Raw genomic sequence first — 20,224 nt, 5'->3', positions numbered from 1 at the left:
TCAAGGGTTACAAATACACTTCCGAGCCCTTATCCTTAAACTCTTTTGATTTTTCTTCCATACCTTTCTGAATGACTTCGTTATCTACGATATCATTGGCAGCGGCAAAATCACGTACTTCCTGAGATATTTTCATGGAACAAAATTTAGGGCCGCACATAGAGCAGAAATGTGCAATCTTGGCTCCATCCGCAGGCAAGGTCTCATCATGGTACTCACGGGCCAGCTCTGGATCCAAGCCCAAGTTGAACTGATCTTCCCAACGGAATTCGAATCGCGCTTTGCTCAAGGCATTATCACGATGTTGTGCCCCAGGATGTCCTTTTGCCAGATCTGCCGCATGGGCCGCCAATTTATAGGTAACTACCCCAGTTCGTACATCATCTTTATTCGGTAAGCCCAAATGTTCCTTTGGTGTGACATAGCACAACATGGCGCATCCGTACCAACCGATCATGGCCGCACCGATTCCTGAGGTTATATGGTCATAACCAGGGGCGATATCGGTCGTTAACGGGCCCAAGGTGTAAAACGGGGCTTCGTCGCAAACCTCTATTTGCCTTTCCATATTCTCCTTGATCATATGCATGGGCACGTGACCTGGACCTTCGATAAAACATTGTACTTCGTGCTTTCTGGCAATTTTTGTCAATTCGCCCAAGGTCTCCAACTCGGCAAATTGGGCTTCGTCATTGGCATCGGCCACCGAACCCGGTCGTAGTCCGTCACCCAATGAAAAGGCCACATCGTATTGCTTCAGGATTTCGCAGATATCTTCAAAATGGGTGTACAGGAAACTCTCTTTATGATGCGCCAAACACCACTTCGCCATGATGGAACCGCCACGGGAAACGATACCGGTAACCCGTTTGGCCGTCATAGGAACGTAACGTAACAAAACGCCCGCATGGATCGTAAAGTAGTCCACTCCCTGTTCAGCCTGCTCGATTAAGGTATCCCTAAAAATTTCCCAAGTAAGATCTTCGGCAACACCGTTTACCTTTTCGAGTGCTTGGTAGATCGGTACGGTACCTACGGGAACCGGGGAATTACGGATGATCCATTCCCGGGTTTCGTGAATATTTTGACCGGTAGAGAGGTCCATTATATTGTCGGCTCCCCAACGACAGGCCCAAACCGCTTTTTCCACTTCCTCTTCAATGGAAGAGGTCGTAGCCGAGTTACCGATATTCGCATTGATCTTTACCAAAAAGTTACGGCCCAAGATCATAGGTTCCGCTTCTGGGTGGTTTATATTGGAAGGAATAACCGCACGCCCCCGGGCCACTTCATCACGAACAAATTCCGGTGTTATTTTTTGGGGAATAGCCGCTCCAAAATGTTCGCCCTTGTGCTGCTTGGCAATCTCCGTCATCTCATCGATCCTTTGGTTTTCACGGATGGCGATGTATTCCATTTCAGGAGTAATTATACCCTGTTTGGCGTAGTGCAACTGGGTTACGTTTTTACCCTTTTTCGCCCGTAGGGGTGTTTTCAGGTGTGAAAAACGCATATGGTCAAGGCTTGGATCCTTCAAGCGTTGGTTACAGTATTCAGAAGAGAAGCCCTCCAGTCGTTCCACATCACCACGATCTAATATCCACGGTTCGCGTATGCGTTCTATACCATTGTGTACGTTTATTTCCTTTTCGGGATCTGTGTAGGGTCCCGACGTATCGTATACCGTTACAGGTTCGTTAGGGGTTAGCTTACCCGTGAGGGAATCTTTGGTATCGCTCAAAGTAATCTCACGCATGGCCACTTTAAGCTCTGGGTGGATCTTTCCACTTACATAGATTTTTTTCGAATTCGGAAAGGGATGTCTTGTAATTTGACCTTCTTTTGGGGCGGTGTCTCTTTTTTTCATTTTTCTATGGCTAAGTGCATCAAGCTATTCGCTATTGGCGTTTTTATATGAATTTTTATGTTTTTTATTGGAAATGGTAAGGGACGGGACGATATATGGCCCTATTCCTATCCGCCTTGGGCGGCCTGAATGATTAGAACGGTATCGTCGTCTTGCAGAGAACGGGTTTCCCAATGGCTTCGTGGCACGACTTGGTCGTTAATGGCAACTGCAACGCCACTTACGGAGGAATCGATTTGTTGTAAAAATTGATGGATGGTGGTCTTGGCACCGACCTGCAACCGCTGTTGGTTCATGTTTATCGTTATCATACAGAATAAATTTTATGCTGTAACGATAGAGGTCCGAGAAGTCTTTGAAACGAAGGTACCCAGAGAGAAAACAGGGTACATCAATGAAAAGGCTGTAAACATTTATTGCAAAATGTTTTTCAACTTTTCCCTTCGGCGGTACTAACCGCATCAGGTTCAAAGGGTATGTCTCAGTTCCATGTATTGGGAACACCCCTAAAGTTTACTCTACAAATGTATAGAATGAAAATGTTATAAAATTGAAAAAACGTAAGAAGTTTGTTTTTTTGATCAATTGGCCATAAAATGAAAAAATAAAACTCCCCCTTCCCTACTTAGGTCCGAGGAGTATTTCTGCGGTATAAAAAAAAGGGAAGAGCATGGCTACTTCCCTTTCTTCCCTTCAGGTATTTATTTCGTCTTATTCCACCACTATAAATTCAGAACGCCTGTTCATTTGGTGCTGTGCTTTGGTACAGGGCACCCCATTGCTACACTCGTTCGTCAGTTGGGTTTCCCCGAAGCCTTCAAAGGATATCCGGCTTTCAGGGATGCCCTGGGCGATCAGATAATTTGCCGTGGACTTCGCCCTGTTGGATGACAATTGCATGTTATAGGCATCGTTGGCACGCGAGTCGGTATGGGAGCGTACCTGTACCTTTACGTTCGGGAATTCCCTCAAGTAGGCCAAGACCTTGTCGATACCAATCTTGGCATCTTCCCTAATAAAGTACTTGTCGAAATCGAAATAAATCGGTTCTATATTCAGGTATTTGGCCAGGTCCGTACCTATGGGCGCCGAGTTAACGGTTTTGTTCAGTACCACTTCTATACCCGTAGCATCCTTGGCGTTGACCGAAGTGAACATTTTATCCCCTTCGTCATAGTCCGTTTTGGAAGCGACCACTTTATACCTTCCATCGGTACAATCGCCTTTGGCGGCAAAAGTCCCGTTGGCATCCGTTTCGGAAGTGGTTACGATATTGTTTTCCCTGTCATAGATCGTGATAGAGGCCTTGGCCAACAAAGCCCCCGTCTTCCCGTCCCTGACCACGCCCGTAATATCGGTATGGCAAGAAAAGTCCAAAGGCTCCCTTTCTACAAAACCGTAGATATCGTCGTTACCCTGACCTCCGTCTCGGTTAGAAGCAAAAAAGCCCGTTCGGGTCTCTTCGTTCACGATATACGAAAAATCGTCCTCTTCCCCGTTCAAGGGCCTTCCTACGTTGATAACCTTACCGCTGTCGTCTTTCAGGTCCGTTCCGAATACATCAAGACCGCCCAGACCGGGATGTCCGTCAGAAGAGAAATATAAAATATCGGAACCTGTAACAAAGGGAAAGGTCTCCCTCGCCTCCGTATTGATCTGTGGGCCCAAATTTTGCGGTGCCCCGAAAGTTCCGTCCTTGTTGATCTCTACAGAAAAAATATCCGACTCCCCGGCCGTTCCCGGCATATCCGAAGCGAAATATAGTTTTGTCCCATCCTTGTTCAAGGTTGGGTGTGCCACCGAGTAGCTGTCGTCGTTGAAGGGCAGCTCTACGATATTGCCCCATTCTTCATCAATTAGATCGGCGCGGTATATCTTTAGTCTGCTCACCCCCTCCCCGTCCCTAGAGAACTTTCCGTTGTCGGAGTTGTTCCGGGTAAAGTACATGGTCTTGCCGTCCTTGGTGAAGGCCGTGGAGGACTCGTGTGTTTTTTTGTTCAGTTTCCGGTCCAGCTTGTCCAGTGCCGTAAAATTACCCTGGTCGTCGCCCGTGGCCCTGTAAAGGTTCAAAAAGGCCCCGTCGTTCCACCTGTGGATGTTCTTCGATATGAGCCCGCTGTCCCTTGCCGTGGAAAAGACCAGGTCATTCCCGTAGAAAGAGGGCGCGAAATCGGATACCTTCGAGTTCAGCCCCAGGTTTTTCAGTTCATAGCGACCCGAATTCGCCTCTATACGTTCAAGGTAGTCCTCGTTATTGCCGAAGGCCAGGGCGCGCTGGTCGTTCGACCTTGCCGTCTTAAACTTGTTCATCCAAACGTCCGATGCATCGTACTTCTCCAACGATTTTAAGGTCTGGGCGTAGCGGTACATATATTCCGGGTCGATATCCGTTATTCCCAACTGAAACAGTTGGGCGTACCAATTGGAGGCCTCATCGTAATTGGCGTTGTAGTAGTTCGCGTTGCCGAGGTTCTTGAAGATCTCCTCTTCCGTATAACCGTCCGCGACCAGGCCCTCATAGGACCGTATCGCAGAGGCGTAGGAATAGTTCGTGAACTTCGTGTCGGCCTTGCGTATCTTTTTCTCCTGTGCCCGTGCCACCATGGCCAGTAGCGCCAGTCCACAGAATATGTATCTTGCTTTTTTCATATCCTGTATATTAAAAGAATCTTGGGGTGATCACGCGTTTGTAACGGTTCAGGAACTCGTACCTGAGAAAGATCTCGAAGGAGCCGTCGTTGAACCGTGTCGCCCCCAAATCGGTCACCTCCCGGTCATAGGCTACCCCTACCATGAACTGGTCGCTCAACTGGAACCCGAAGAGCGCGCTCACCGCGGCGTCCCAACGATAGGCGGCACCTAGTGAAAACTTATCATTATAAAGAAAATTGGCACTTAGGTCTATCTGAAGCGGTGCTCCCTTCACCATTTTCACAAGGGCCGCAGGCTTGAACTTCCACCTTTGGTTCATATCGAACACATAGCCCGTGATAAGGTAGAGGTTCATACGCTCCTCCGCCAGAAAAGAACTGCTGTCGGTGTTGGAATTGTCGAAGTGCTCCGTCTGTAAAAAGTTCGGCACCGATAGTCCCGCATAGAAACGCTCCGTATGGTAGTAGATGCCCGCACCGATATTGGGAGAGAACTTGTTGTCGATGTTCGGAAGGTTGCTCTCCGCACCGTAGTTCCTCAGCTTCGAGAAATCGATGTTCAAAAGGTGGCCTCCCGCCTTCAGGCCGAAAGACAGCTTGCCCTCGCGCGAGGTCTTGACCGTATAGGAGAAGGCCGCGTCGATATAGGTGTCTTGGTTGGTGCCGTTACCGATCTCGTCGTTCACCACCGAGAGGCCCAGTCCCACTTTATTGGAGACCGGCGTATGGAAGTTCAGCGTCTGCGTCGTCGGAGCCCCGTCAAGGCCCACCCACTGCGAGCGGTGCAGGGCCACGATACTGAACACACCACGGGAACCCGCATAGGCGGGGTTCACCGAAATCGTGTTGTACATGTACTGGGTATATTGGGCATCCTGCTGGCCACAGACCGAGACAAGGCCCGCGAACAGGGACAGGATGGTGATTATCGTTTTTTTCATGCTTACTTCGTTTTTGAGGAAATATTTTATCTGTTGATGTATAGGTAGCCTGCCTTGCTTAGGTTTTCTCCCTTGTTCTCGTACTTGATCACATAGAAATACACGCCCACAGGAAGTTTCGAATCCGTACTAATGGTTGTTCTGCCATCGGAAGTACCCGTGAATACATTGGTCATATTATCGTAACCCGACATTTCATAGACACTGACGCCCCAACGATTATAAATCTGCACCGTATTGTTCGGAAAGGATTCTATGTTTTCGATTATAAAGGAATCGTTGGTACCATCGTTATCGGGCGTAATGATTTCGTTGCTCACCGAAATACCGGAGTTCACCACTTCGGGGTTACAACCCGCGTCAATTGTCGGCACTCCGTTTAAGGAGTCGCAAGGATTAAGGGGGTCTGTTCCGTCCTCGATCTCCTGTCCATCGGATATGGTATCCCCATCGGTATCGGCTTCATAGGCATCCGTTCCGATCGCATCCTCTTGGGCCGTGGTAAGTCCGTCACCATCACAATCGCTGTTCGGAAGTGCGGTACCCCCATCATGGTCGCAGTCATCCAATGGATTGGTTCCATCCAAGACTTCGTGGCCATCGAAGATTCCATCGTCATCGGAATCTGAATCTTTAGGATCCGTATCAAGATGGATTTCCTCTCCGTCCAACAGTCCGTCGTTATCGCTATCGGGGTTATCGATATCGGTGCCTAGGGCCATTTCCTCATCAGTGGTTAGTCCGTCATCATCACAATCGCTCCCTCCCAAGGGATTTCCGTTCACGGAACTACAATCATCCAAGGGGTCGGTATTATCCATATTGACTTCCTGACCGTCGTTGATCCCATCGCCATCCGTATCGGGGTCATTGGGGTCCGTGCCCAATGTAGCTTCCGTATTATCGTTGATCCCATCATTGTCGGTATCAACGGAAACGCTTACCCTTCCTGTTCCCGTATTTCCGGAAAGATCGGTGGCTGTAATATTAATTGCATCTTCATCTACCAGAACCGGGAAACTTCCGGAATCGGGTGTTGCGGTTTCGGTATCCAAGCTCCAATCACCATTGGTATCGGCAATTACCGTGTAGCTTACATCGGGAACATCATCACCGTCCGTATCCAACTCGATCAACAAGGTTTCATTCGCGTCACCTTTACCGGTTAACACGGGAGTGATATCAATGGTCGCAAAACTATCGACCGTAGGATCGTCAAGATCCAGTACGGCGGTATCCGAAGCACTATCAGGCCCCACATTGCCCGCGGCATCCGTAAGGTGGGCGGTTACCACGACCGTACCCATATCCCCGGGATCGGCAACGACCACGTCGACAAATCCATTGGCAATATCGTCCGCGGCAAGCAGTACGTCTTGCGAGTTTCCGTTTCCATCGGTAAACGTAAGCGTATCCCCGGCAGCGGCATCGGCGGGAAGTGTTACCCGGACATCGATATCGTCGGACAGTTCATTCCTACCGATCAAACCATCGTTGTTCGTGTCTTCGGTAATTGCTACCGTAGGCGCGCTTGGGTCGGTCAAATCGAGCAAGGCGGTATCCGTTAGGCTATCGGGGCCTTGGTTTCCTGCGACATCCGTAATGTTCGCCATAAGGACAATGGTTCCATTGTCACCGGGATTGGCGATAACAACATCGACAAAGCTATTGGCAATATCCGCTGCCGTAAGCACCACATCTTGGGCATTTCCGTTACCGTCGACAACGGTTACCGTATCGCCTTCCAAGGCATCCAGAGGAAGGCTTACACGGGCATCGATATCCCCGATCAGTTCATCTTCACCGATCAAACCGTCATTGTTGGCATCTTCCAAAATTTCTACCGTAGGCGCACTCGGGTTCGTGGTATCAAGTACCGCCGTATCGCTTGCACTATCGGGACCTACATTACCGGCCACATCCGTCAGGTTCGCGGTTACTACGATCGTACCCCTCTCGCCCGGATTAAGGATTACCACGTCAATATATGCATTTGCAATATCCGTTGCGGTAAGCACCACGTCTTGGGCATTTCCGTTGCCGTCGACAACCCTTACCGTATCGCCTGCCACCGCATCAGCGGGAAGGCTTACACGGGCATCGATACCACCGGATAGCTCAAGGTCATTGATCAATTCATCGTTATTAAGGTCTTCCGTAATTTCTACGGTCGGGGCACTTGGATCCGTAAGGTCGAGCACGGCCGTATCGCTTGCACTATCAGGACCTATATTGCCGGCCACATCCGTAATATTCGCCGTTACAATAATAGTTCCGGTATCGCCGGGACTGGCGATGACCACATCGATAAAGCCATTCGTAATATCGGTGGCCGTTAGCACTGCGTCTTGGGGATTTCCATTGCCATCGACAACCATTACCGTATCGCCTTCCAAGGCATCTGCAGGAAGGCTTACCCGTGCGCCAATATCACCTATAAGTTCGTCTTCACTGATCAAACCATCATTGTTCGTGTCTTCGGTAATGACCACGGTCGGGGCCCCGGGAGCCTCTATATCGATTTCCGCGGTATCGGAGGCACTATCAGGACCTACATTGCCAGCCACATCCGTAAGCTTGGCCGTTACTACGATCGTTCCGTTATTTCCAGGGTTGGCGACAATAACATCAACATAGGCATTGCCAATATGCGTTGCCGTAAGCACTACGTCTTGGGAATTTCCGTTACCGTCGGTAACCGTTACCGTATCACCTTCTTCCGCATCGCCAAGGAGGCTTACCCGAACGTCGATAGCACCCGATAGTTCATTCTGACCGATCAGCCCATCGTTGTTGGCATCTTCGACAATTTCTACCGTAGGGGCGCTTGGGCCGGTAAGGTCGAGTACGGCCGTATCGCTTGCACTATCGGCGCCTACATTGCCGGCTATATCGGTAAGGTTCGCCGTTACTACGATCGTTCCCCCATCACCTGGGTTAACGATAGTTACCAGGATAAACCCATTGGAAGCTTCAGCCGCCGTCAAAATTACATCTTGGGCATTCCCGTTTCCATCGGTAATGGCTACCGTATCGCCTTCAGCTGCATTACTAGGCAAAGAAATTTCAACATCAATATCACCGGATAATTCATTGTTGTTTATAAATTCGTCATCATTACCGTCTTCCGAAATAATCACCGTTGGAACGCCAGGGGCAATGATATCCAGTACCGCGGTATCAGTAGGACTATCGGGTCCGACATTACCGGCCACATCCGTAAGCTTGGCGGTTACTACGATCGTTCCCTTGTCGCCGGGATTGGCGATTACCACATCAACATAGGTATTTCCAATATCCGTTGCAGTAAGCTCCACCTCTTGGGAATTTCCGTTACCATCGGTAACCGTTACCGTATCTCCTGCCACCGCATCAACCGGAAGGCCTACACGGGCATCGATAGTACCCGATAGTTCAGCTGCATTGATCAATCCATCATCATTGGTATCTTCGGTAATCGTTATCGTTGGGGCACTTGGGGCCGTAAGGTCAAGTACTGCGGTATCGGTAACACTATCAGGACTTTCATTGCCCGCTACATCGGTAATTATAGCCGTAACTACGATCGTTCCGGTATCTCCGGGACTGGCGATGACCACATCGATAAAACCATTTGTAATATCCGTTGCCGTAAGTACCACGGTTTGGGAGCCTCCATTTCCATCGGTAATGCTTACGGTATCGCCTTCAGCGGCATCGGCAGGAAGGGTCACCACGGCATCAATATCGCCCGATAACTCATTATCACTAATTAAACCATCGTCGTTGGTGTCTTCGGTAATCTCGACCGTTGGGGCGCTTGGGGCCGTAAGATCCAGTACCGCGGTATCGGTAGGACTATCGGGCCCGACATTGCCGGCCACATCAGTGAGGCTTGCGGTTACTACGATCGTTCCCGTATCGCCCGGATCGGCGATGACCACATCAACATAGGCATTGCCAATATCCGTTGCGCTAAGCACCACCTCTTGGGAATTTCCGTTACCATCGGTAACCGTTACGGTATCGCCTTCCACCGCATCACCGGGAAGGCTTACACGGGCATCGATAGTACCCGATAGTTCAGTTGCATTGATCAGTTCATCATCGTTGGTATCTTCGGTAATCGTTATCGTCGGGGCACTTGGATCCGTAAGGTCGAGTACGGCCGTATCGCTTGCGCTATCGGCACCTACATTGCCCGCAACATCGGTAAGGTTAGCGGTCAGTACGATCGTTCCGCCATCTCCCGGATCGGCAATAACAACGGCAACAGTCGTATTGGCAATATCCGTTGCCGTAAGTACCACGGTTTGGGAGCCCCCATTTCCATCGGTGATGGTTACGGTATCGCCTTCAGCGGCATCGGCAGGAAGGGTCACCACGGCATCGATACCGCCCGACAACTCATCTTCACTTATAAAACCGTTATCGTCGGTGTCTTCGGTAATCTCGACCGTCGGGGCGCTTGGGGCCGTAGTATCGATAGTCAACTCTAAATTCGTAATATCGACCGCAGTGTTACCAGCGGCATCCTCACTTGTTACCGCTACCTCATTTGTACCATTTTCATTCGGACCGAAAATTCCGGATGTCGGGGTAGCCGTATCGACACTCCAATCCCCCGAACCATCGGCAAGGGTTTCATAGGTGGCCCCACCAACGACCACGGTAACCTTAGAACCCGCTTCCGCAGTTCCGGTAACAACCGGTGTCGTGTCGTTCGTAACTTGAAAATCTATCGTAGGCACCTCAGGGTCCGAGGTATCTATGGTCAACTCCAAATTGGACGTATCTATCGCACTATTGCCCGCTGCATCGGTACTCGTTACCGCTACTTCGTTAGCCCCGTTTACGTTGGGCGTAAACGTCCCGCTATCGGGGGTAAGCGTTTCGGTATCGATAGTCCAATTCCCCGAACCATCGGCAAGGATTTCATAGGTGGCCCCACCAACGACCACGGTAACCTTAGAACCCGCTTCCGCAGTTCCGGTAACAACCGGTGTCGTATCGTTCGTAACTTGCATATCCACTGTAGGTGGAAGCGGTGGCGTTACATCGACCGTAAGCAGTGCATCCGATGAAGTCAAAGGGGAACATACAAAGGAAGTTTCCGTAAGGACCACTCTATACCGATATCCGTTTTCCGCTATGGTGATACCGGTCAAGGTTAAGGTTGCACTTGTACTACCCGTATATATATCGGTGGCATTGGCATCGTCTATATCGACAAAACCACCACCCGATTGATCATCTACTTGCCATTGGTAGATCAATTCCGTACCCGTGGCAGTTACCGAGAAGGTCTCCGGGGAACTCCCGTTCGTCAAAACATCTTGAGGTTGTTCGGCCGCCGTCGCTATGGTCGGAACAACACCTGGCTGTTGAAAATCAAATGCGGTATCGGTAGCGCTATCTACATTGTCAGGGGTGGTGTATCCGTCAGAAACATTGGTTCCCGTTACGACCCCATTGCCATCTACTACCGTTAGCCCATCACCCAATACGCCATCGGCATCCGAATCGGTATATCCGGCTTCGATAACGTCGTTACACCCGTCACCATCGGCATCCAGCTCAAGAAAATCGGCAATACCATCAGGAGTGGTTTCAGAATCGGATACGGTATAGTTTACAGTACCGCCATTCTGTTGTCCGCTTGCCTGTACCGTATTGGGTATACCATCGGTACCCACGGCACCATCAAGAACGCCAGCGGTAAAGGCCTGTTCGCTTCCGGATTCCACCACGTCATAAATACCATCGTTATCGGAATCTAGATCAAAATGATTAGGAACGCCGTCACCATCGGTATCGGTACTTGGGTCGCCTCCTGAATATTCCAGCGTATCTAAAATACCATCGTTATCATCATCTTGATCAATTGAATCGGCTATGCCATCCAGGTCGTTATCGTCGATACCGTCTTCACGATAATCTACCTCAGGCGTTGCGGTCTTAGCTATGTTAGGTAAGTCTACGGCACCATTATCTTGATCATCATTGGTATCGAAAAGGGTTCCCGGGGTGTCCACATCATCGTATCCGTCCAATAAACCATCATTGTCCCCATCTAGGTTGTTGGTTGCGGCAGCAAATCCTGCTTCGACCCTATCGGTCAATCCATCGTCATCCGAATCCAAATCCAAATAATCGGGAATTTGGTCACCATCGGTATCGACGACCGTTAAACCTTCGTCGCCGCTTCCTTCATAGGGATCACCCAAGCCATCAACATCGGTATCGATGGTACCCCTTGCCGTGTAGGAAGAAGTAAGTTGAGCCTCTACATTATCGGGGATACCGTCATTATCGGAGTCGATATCCAAATGATCCTCGATACCGTCATTATCGCTATCGATACCTTGGTAGATCTTGTACACAGGTGAAGTGCCCGGGCCCGACGGGGTATTAAGGGGCGTACCATTCGAATTAAGGCCCGATGTGGTATTGGAGGGGGTGAACAGACCATTGATATCGCAGGTTTGAAACAAAACAGAGCCCAAATAATCGTTCGTAAGAAAACCGCTTAGCAGCTCACCGGTAAATGTGATATTGAGGTTTGTCGTTTCGTAATAATTAAAATATACGGCCAACCTCGGTCCTAAATCGACCCCGGTCCATGTTTGTTCAGGCCCCTCAAAAGTGACCGTGCCCGGGGCGGCACTTTCCGATACGGTTATCAAGGAATTACTATCAACGGCGTACAGACCTGGACGTTTAAGGGTTACGCTTTCTTTGGTGTTCGCACCGTCGATATCATAAATGACTCCCCCAAACCGAATAAGATTGACCTGGGTATCGGTTCCGGTGGCCACCAAACGTATATTAAAGGACATACTTCCAATGGCACCGACCCCGCCACCTACGTCAAAAGTAGGCTGCCAAGCCTCGTTACTACCCGAGACATTGGTATCGATCGAGGTCAAAGTAGCGTTAGTTACATCGGTAATCGTAACAATGGCGTCCAAAACGCCCAAAGAGGATGTAACCACGGTCGGGAATCGATATTCAGAACCTTCACTGCCCTCTCCCGTACTGCCCGTTCCGTTTATATAGCTACCGCCAATAAAGGATCCAGAAGGCACATTACAAGGGTCTAATTTTGTATCCGTAGGTTGGAATCCCAAGGATTCCACATAATCTAAAATACCATCATTATCGTTATCGATATCAATACTATTGTCAACATTATCGCCATCGGTATCGATCGGTTTCTCGTGTACATTGCTATCCCTAAAATCCACCTCACTGGTAAAGGGATCTTGGGTATTTAGGAAACCGGTAACATCTTGGTCATTATTGGTCGCCCCGTCGGGATCCGCAAGACCGTCAGGTGCCACTATGCTTAAGTCAAAGGCATCATCCAAACCATCGTTATCGGCATCCGTTCCCGAAGGAAGAACATCGGCAGCGAGATCATCATTATAATCGTACACCTCGATGATATCATCCAAGAAATCTCCATCGGCATCCAAATCCCTAAAATCAGGATTACCTTCACCATCAGTGTTTGTCGGTTCGTTTATAGACTCTCCCGAACCGGCCGAAACCTCGTAATTATCGGCCAGACCATTACCATCCGAATCGACGGATGGGCTAAGATGGCCCGATGTGGATTGCCATTCAATATTATCGATGATGCCGTCACCATCACTATCCAAATCCAAATAATCGGGACGACCGTCGGAATCCGTATTTACGGGAAGGCTGCTGAAACTACCCCCATTATCCGCATCGAAAGCATCGTCTACCCCGTCATTATCGGAATCGTCGCCACTTAGTTGTACCAAGGTCGCATCCGATTGGGCTTCCACTAGATCTTGTATACCGTCATTATCGGAATCGATATCCAAATAATCAGGACCGGCCGTACCGTCAGAATTTAATGGAGCCGTTCCTACTCCCGCTTGATCCACTCCACCGTCTTCGGCAGCATCAGGAATACCATTTAGCCCTACACCGCTTTCAGCGGCATCTATGGAGCCATTTCCATCGGTATCAAAGCTACCATTCCCTGTTTCCACGACATCCGGAATACCGTCGTTATCACTATCAAGGTCCAAACGATTTGGAACACCGTCACCATCAAAATCGGTATTACCCTCCACGGTATCGGGAATACCGTCGTTATCATCATCTTCATCACAATCGTCCGGAAGGGCATCGTCATCGGCATTTATGGCATCATCAAAGCCTTCACAGGCATCCGAGGAATTAGGTACACCGTCGCCATCGCAATCACTTGTTGGCAAAGGAGTTCCGCCAATGGAATCACAATCATTTAAGGGGTCGGTATTATCCGATGCTTCCTGGGCGTCGTCAATACCATCGCCATCCGTATCCGAACTATAGGGATCCGTGCCATTGGTCGTTTCCGTAGCATTAAGTACGGTATCGCCATCACAATCCGCTGCCGACCAAGTTAGGTTCGTAGCGTCGTAACCCGTGTACCCTGCAGCTTGTACCGGGGCACAAGGATCCAATGCGTTGGTATCTACGTCATCCGCAATACCATCGCCATCGGTATCGTCACTATAGGGATCGGTACTGTTGGTATCTTCGGTACCGTTGGTAACCCCGTCGTTATCACAATCGGCCGCTGCCCAAAGGGCATTGCCGGCATCGTAGCCGTTATAACCCGCGGCCTGCATTGGACCACAGGGATCCAATGCACCGGCATCCACATCATCTTGAACACCGTCGCCATCGGTATCGGTATTATAGGGGTCCGTGCTATTGGTCGCTTCCGTACCGTTAAGCACATTGTCGCCGTCACAATCCGCCGCTGCCCAGAGGGCATTGCCGGAATCGTAACCGGTGTAACCTGCGGCCTGTACCGGGGCACAAGGATCCAATGCATCAATATCCATATCATCTAGAACACCATCGCCATCGGTATCGGTACTATACGGATCTGTAGTATTGGTAACTTCCGTACCATTGATCACTCCGTCGCCATCACAATCCGCCGCTGCCCAGAGGGCATTGCCGGAATCGTAACCGGTGTAACCTGCGGCCTGTACCGGGGCACAGGGGTCCGATGCATCGCTATCCATATCATCTTGAACGCCATCGCCATCGGTATCGGAACTATAGGGATCGGAGCCATTGGTCGCTTCCGTACCGTTAAGCACATTATCGCCATCACAATCCGCCGCTGCCCAAAGGGCATTGCCGGCATCATATCCCATATACCCTTCAGGCCGTGCCGGATCACAGGGATCTAAGGGGGCCGTATCCGATCCGTCCGGTTCCCCGTCGCCATCGGTATCGTCGTTATAGGGGTCCGTATTATTGGCAACTTCCGTACTATTGATCACGCCGTCGCCATCGCAATCGGCCGATGCCCAAATAGTGTTCGTAGCATCGTATCCGGCATACCCTGCCGCTTGTACCTGGGCACAGGGATCCAGTGCATCGGTATCCATATCATCTAGAACGCCATCGCCGTCGGTATCGGCATTGTACGGGTCAGAACCATTGGTCGCTTCCGTACCGTTAAGCACATTATCGCCATCACAATCCGCTGCTTCCCAAAGGGCATTGTCGGAATCATAAGCTTCATACCCCGCATCCTGTACCGGGGCACAGGGGTCCGATGCATCGCTATCCATATCATCTAGAACGCCATCGCCATCGGTATCGGAACTATAGGGATCGGAGCCATTGGTAACTTCCGTACCGTTGATAAGCCCGTCGCCATCACAATCCGCCGCCGCCCAAAGGGCATTGCCGGCATCGTAACCGGTATATCCTGCGACCTGCACGGGATCACAAGGATCAAGAGCACCTGAATCCACGTCATCTTGAACCCCGTCACCATCGGTATCGGTATCGAATGGATCGGTACCCTTGGTAACTTCCGTTCCATTATCCAGATTATCACCATCACAATCGACTGCCGCCCAAACATCATAGTTTTCATCCGTTGCCGAACGTACGGTGGCCACCGTTACTTCACAAGGGTCCGATGGATCGGTATTGTTGCTTACTTCAAATCCATTGCTTTCACCGTCGCCGTCACAATCCAAGGCATTCCAACCTGCCTCGGCATTCGCCGCAACTTGATCGGTACTGTATACACAGGGGTCTGCAGGATCTGGATCGGTCGTATCCGGATCGCCATCACCGTCATCGTCCAAATCACAAACACCTACCAAACCATCGCCATCCAAATCTAAATCTTCAGTGGTTACCGCACTTACCACTCCCGTAGTATAGGCCGCCGATGCGACCGATCCGTTCGCCAGTATGCTTCCCGAACCATCGGTAAGGGTTGCGGTATCGGCATCGTTGTATTCCGCCCCATCGCCATTATCCGCCGAACTATCGTTATAGGCCTCATTGGCATCCGAACAACCATCGGCATCACTATCCAGACTTAGAAAATCAGGAGTGCCCGTCGTTGTTTCCGTTGGGATTGTCCCTGTTCCTGCCGTACTGGGGATGCCCGTTGCGCCAATGCTTCCATCGGCAATACCATTGGCGTCCGCATCCGTGCCCCCTGCTTCCACCACATCGTAAATTCCGTCGTTGTCACTATCAAGGTCGAGTATATTGGGAACACCGTCATTGTCTAAATCGCATGACAAAACCGATCGAAAGGCAAAACCTTCGTTTACATGGTTGGCACTGGAGTTTATGGTTCCGTCCGCATAGTAAACGATGTCCATAGGAAAAGTTATTCCCGTGCTGGTATCTATCAATAAAGACCATTGGGAATCGGGCACAAGTCTCGAAAGTCCCGCTGCATCGGGAGCCACCTGAAACGGTGTTCCCGAGGTAATGACCGCGCCATTTCCCAAATCGGTTTCGCCCAATGGGTCGGACAGCACGGCCGTTCCGCCTCCGGGCCAGGTAATCGTTACGGTTTTATCGGCATTTTGTACTGCCCCTACTTCACTATTCGGTTCATAGGAAGAAACACGAACGGCTTGTTGAACCGCATTTACAGGCGCTTGCAAGGTGAGTGTCATTTGAACCGTGGGATCCGTACCTTGATTCCATCGCACTTGTAAACCGTTATAGGCCGGCCCAGTTTTATCCTCTATATTGTATTCCGTTGATGTAATCGTAAATTGTTGATCGACCCCGTTGCCATTATTATACTCCCCGGCAAGCAAAAGTGTGCCGTCTCCCGATGACACCGAACCTTTTGCCGGAGTACACTCCAAGGCATCGGTTATACCGTCATTGTCATCATCCTCGTCGCAGGCGTCACCGATGGTATCGCCATCGATATCTTCAAATAAGGGATGGTCGGGATCACATTCCGAACATTCGTCGGCCTGTTGCAAATTGTCCAACGACGTTCCCCTACCTTGGGAAGTTCCCCCAGGAATACCGTTCGCATCTACGGTTGCCGTAAGTCTAAGGTTTCCATCAATATCGCCGTAATCATAACTTGCATCGCCCTCCAAGGCATCGGGGCAACCATCGTTATCACTATCCGAATCTTTACAATCCACGATGCCGTCACCATCGGTATCGGTAGTCACTATTCTTGGGAATTCACCGATTTCCATTCGAAACTGCTGGGTACTGGGAACAATATTATCGTCCCAATCCATATAAAAATAGGTCGTACCGTAACTCTCCGCTACAATGGGACTCGATCCCCCACTACCGTTTGCTTCGATACCTGCAATACCCGAACCATCATCGGTAGTAACGGTAACACTAGCCGGCGTATCGCCGTAAACGTAGTGCATTTGGCTACCTGACTGGTAGGTTTCGATCTCACCGGAACTGAAAGCAACGCCTGCCGTGGCCTCCCTTCTAATATCAACGGGCTCCGAGAATTCGAGGATAAACCCCGCATGCCCGCCTAGGAAACTTCCCGACGATGCCCCCATATAAAGTCGGGCATCATCCGGTTCATTGGAAACCGTGGTAATCGTGACCGTAATTCCCGCCAAATTTGAATTTAAGGGACCTAGGTCGAAAGTGCCTATTGGTCCCCATTCATTATCGCTGCCACTTCTACCGGACCAATAGGTGTTTCCTATTATCTTGTTAAATTCAAAATCGATCCAGCTCACTGAAATGTCCTGTACCCCGATAACCGATGCCGGTAGCGGAACACACTCGTCCGAATCGGGAATTCCATCATTGTCATCATCACTATCACATCCGTCGGGAATTCCATCCTGATCGGTATCGAGGGTATCGTCGTATCCTTCACAGACATCGGAAGTATCGGGAACCCCATCGTTGTCATCATCTAAATTTTCTATAGTGATCACCTCTGTCGTATCATCTACGGATGAATTGGAATCGCTTTGATCTTGGGCGTTGGAGATGGTATTCGTTATACTTCGCGAGGCAATCGGGGCATCGATATCGTCAGCCGAGGCGACGATAACAAGCGATTGTTTTTCGCCCTTTACCAAATCGCCCACGTTCCAATTGGGAGCGGACCACGTTCCCTTGCTCGGCGTTGCGCTAACAAGGGTCAAACCTGGTGGCAGGGCATCGGTAATTACGAGGCCCGTTGTATCGTCTAAACCTAGACTTTCCACGGTGATGGTAAAGCTTACCGTTTCCCCTTCCGACAGGCTTGTTTTGTCAGCGGTCTTATTAATGTAAATGTCCGGATTACAATAAAATACCTGGATTACGTTAGAGTTGTAATCGCAACCACTTTTAGAAACATTTACGTAATGCTCCCCAATTTCGGTAGGCGTATAGCTTCCACTCGTGGCCCCCGGTATGGCAACCCCATCGTTAAACCATTGGTAGGTATCAAAATTTTCCGTAAGTGTAATGGTGCTTCCAAGACATCCCGATCCTGAAATGGAGTAATCCACCACAGGTACCGTGTCAAAACCGGAGAAGTACCCGCCTGTTCCCAATGCGCCACTCAAACCGACAACCCCAACAGCGATTGCCCCTGAAGATTGCACATAAATATTCCCGGTCAAATTTGGAATATAAAAGCTTTTCCAAGGTAAGCCCGTGGCCGGTATAGCAGCAGGCAAGGTGACCGGAAGACCATTGGCGGTTACAACAATATTGGCGTCAGGAGTACTGTTGGATGCCAAGATGGTCAATCCGCCATCTATTGTTTTTCCTGCCAGATCTTCAATAGTACTAATGTTGTTTACATTATCGGGAAGCAAACAATTCACCGGGGCTATAAAGTTCATTCCAATAGTTGCCCCCGAAGAACTACCTGCCAAACATTGGTAGGCATATACGTTTTTAGACGTAGTTACGGTCATGTTATTACCCGCCGTACTTCCTGAATAGTTCGATCCTGGCACTACAAAGTATTCGCCATCATTTATAGTGGCAATAGGTGTTGTAGAGCCATTTATAAAAATATCGGTGCCACTGGCCGTTCCAATTATTATTGGAAATTCTAAGGCATCGGTTCCCCCCCCCCTAATAAAAACATATTCCCGCCCGATGATATCTATAGGTACGGGCTGATCCGTACCCCCATCCTGTATATTGGACCCGGGAATAACACCAAGTAAAATATGACCTGTACTAATAGCGATATCCTTATCTGATATAATATCTGCACCTAACCATCCATATCTATTGGCGTCCCCATTATTTCCTTCAGCCTCCAAAACATAAGATTCTCCTTTATTTAAAGTAATAGTAATCGTGTCATCGGTTAAGCCTTTACCATTATTTCCTAATCTAAAAACACAATCAGGATCATAATCTGAAACTGTAACTGTTGTATTATCTTCCGTAGCCATAACCCCTAAGACAGCATTAAAAATATTTCTGTCATGTAGAAAAGGAATACCGCCCCATTTAAAATGCCTTCCTAATGCCGCACGTCCCTTAGAGGTTAAAGAAACGCCTTGGGCATTACTATTGCCTCTATAATTGGCGTAAAATTTTTGTCCTCCCGGTGCCTCTAAGCGCAAGCCGGCAGTACTGCTAACCAACCCGACTTCCGCATTGGGCAGCAATGTTATTCCATTCTCTTTTTCGGGCAATACATAGGTATACGGTACCGTATTGGAAACAGGGACCGTTGCTACCGGGGTTGATGAAGTTCCTATGTAAATGTCTACATCAAAAGGTATCAGTTCGGGAGTGGAAAGATATACAGATTGATCAATGATATAATTTTGGTTCGTCTCGGTAAGCGGTGGCAGGTAATGCAAATCACTCAGCTGGGCAAAAGAACTGACTACGGTGAATAGTAGAAACACCATTGTCAGTAACTTGTTATTTGTTTTTCGGGGATTTATTTTCATAATGTGCTATTGAAGGGAACAGTCTTATCACCAAAAAAACAAACAGGTTATTTCTTTGATATATCTTGATTCTTATTTGATTCAAGTAGTGATTTGCTAACGACTAACTTGTTTTCAAATAATTGGAAATTCTAAGGGCAAAAAAGCCCTTTTATTCTTATTGAACTGGCTTTTGAGGTCCTATACGCCATATGTATAGTTGAATGGGGACAAAGTGACTTTTAATGGTCAAAACGATACTTAAAACCCCAAACGTAAGTAAGTTGAATATCCCTAAGAGTTTTAAAATGGTTTTTACCATTTATAAGTAAACCTTAAGAAGAATTATAGAAACCTTTACAGGTTGCTAAATTTTGAGGACGAAACTGAGTAGTATAATTTACCTGCTATTGACAATCAGAGCATTTATACTTATTGTAAATAATAATTCATAATGTAATGGTTAGTGTTCTTGTAGTACTTTGTAAGCAAAAGCCTACTACAATATAGTTAATGTTCTTAAATATAGTATCAGAAAATATAATATTATGAATATTGTTGTCAAGCACAGCTAATTGT

The 20,224-nt window shown here is 48.9% G+C and carries 5 protein-coding genes and 1 riboswitch; all 5 genes read right to left on the bottom strand.

The window, feature by feature from the left end; all coding sequences use genetic code 11:
- Positions 1-7: 7 nt before the first annotated feature.
- On the bottom strand, positions 8-1,867 hold the full coding sequence (gene thiC / locus ZOBGAL_RS17170; RefSeq protein ID WP_013994982.1) for a phosphomethylpyrimidine synthase ThiC: 1,860 nt from the start codon (positions 1,865-1,867) through the stop codon (positions 8-10).
- 107 nt (positions 1,868-1,974) lie between these two features.
- Positions 1,975-2,178, bottom strand: a complete 204-nt coding sequence (thiS, locus tag ZOBGAL_RS17165) for a sulfur carrier protein ThiS (protein ID WP_013994981.1) — start codon at positions 2,176-2,178, stop codon at positions 1,975-1,977.
- Positions 2,179-2,288: 110 nt separating this feature from the next.
- Positions 2,289-2,385, bottom strand: a riboswitch (TPP riboswitch).
- 193 nt (positions 2,386-2,578) lie between these two features.
- Positions 2,579-4,516, bottom strand: coding sequence for an OmpA family protein (locus tag ZOBGAL_RS17160; RefSeq protein WP_013994980.1), 1,938 nt, complete (start codon positions 4,514-4,516; stop codon positions 2,579-2,581).
- Positions 4,517-4,526: 10 nt separating this feature from the next.
- Positions 4,527-5,459 carry a PorP/SprF family type IX secretion system membrane protein gene (locus ZOBGAL_RS17155; protein WP_013994979.1) on the bottom strand — a complete coding sequence of 311 codons (933 nt, stop codon included), beginning with the start codon at positions 5,457-5,459 and terminating at the stop codon, positions 4,527-4,529.
- Between the two features lie 26 nt (positions 5,460-5,485).
- The gene (locus ZOBGAL_RS23200; RefSeq protein ID WP_013994978.1) at positions 5,486-19,624 is read right to left on the bottom strand and encodes an Ig-like domain-containing protein; all 14,139 of its coding nucleotides are present in this window, start codon (positions 19,622-19,624) and stop codon (positions 5,486-5,488) included.
- Positions 19,625-20,224 lie beyond the last annotated feature (600 nt).

This window comes from Zobellia galactanivorans (genome assembly GCF_000973105.1).
GTDB classification, from domain to species: Bacteria; Bacteroidota; Bacteroidia; order Flavobacteriales; family Flavobacteriaceae; genus Zobellia; species Zobellia galactanivorans.
Note: the sequence above shows the minus strand (reverse complement) of the source record. Positions and strands in the feature narration are given on the sequence as shown.

Coding starts and splice junctions, on each gene's coding strand:
- thiC (WP_013994982.1), bottom strand. CDS start 1,867: ATGAAAAAAAGAGACACCGCCCCAAAAGAAGGTCAAATTACAAGACAT.
- thiS (WP_013994981.1), bottom strand. CDS start 2,178: ATGATAACGATAAACATGAACCAACAGCGGTTGCAGGTCGGTGCCAAG.
- ZOBGAL_RS23200 (WP_013994978.1), bottom strand. CDS start 19,624: ATGGTGTTTCTACTATTCACCGTAGTCAGTTCTTTTGCCCAGCTGAGT.
- ZOBGAL_RS17160 (WP_013994980.1), bottom strand. CDS start 4,516: ATGAAAAAAGCAAGATACATATTCTGTGGACTGGCGCTACTGGCCATG.
- ZOBGAL_RS17155 (WP_013994979.1), bottom strand. CDS start 5,459: ATGAAAAAAACGATAATCACCATCCTGTCCCTGTTCGCGGGCCTTGTC.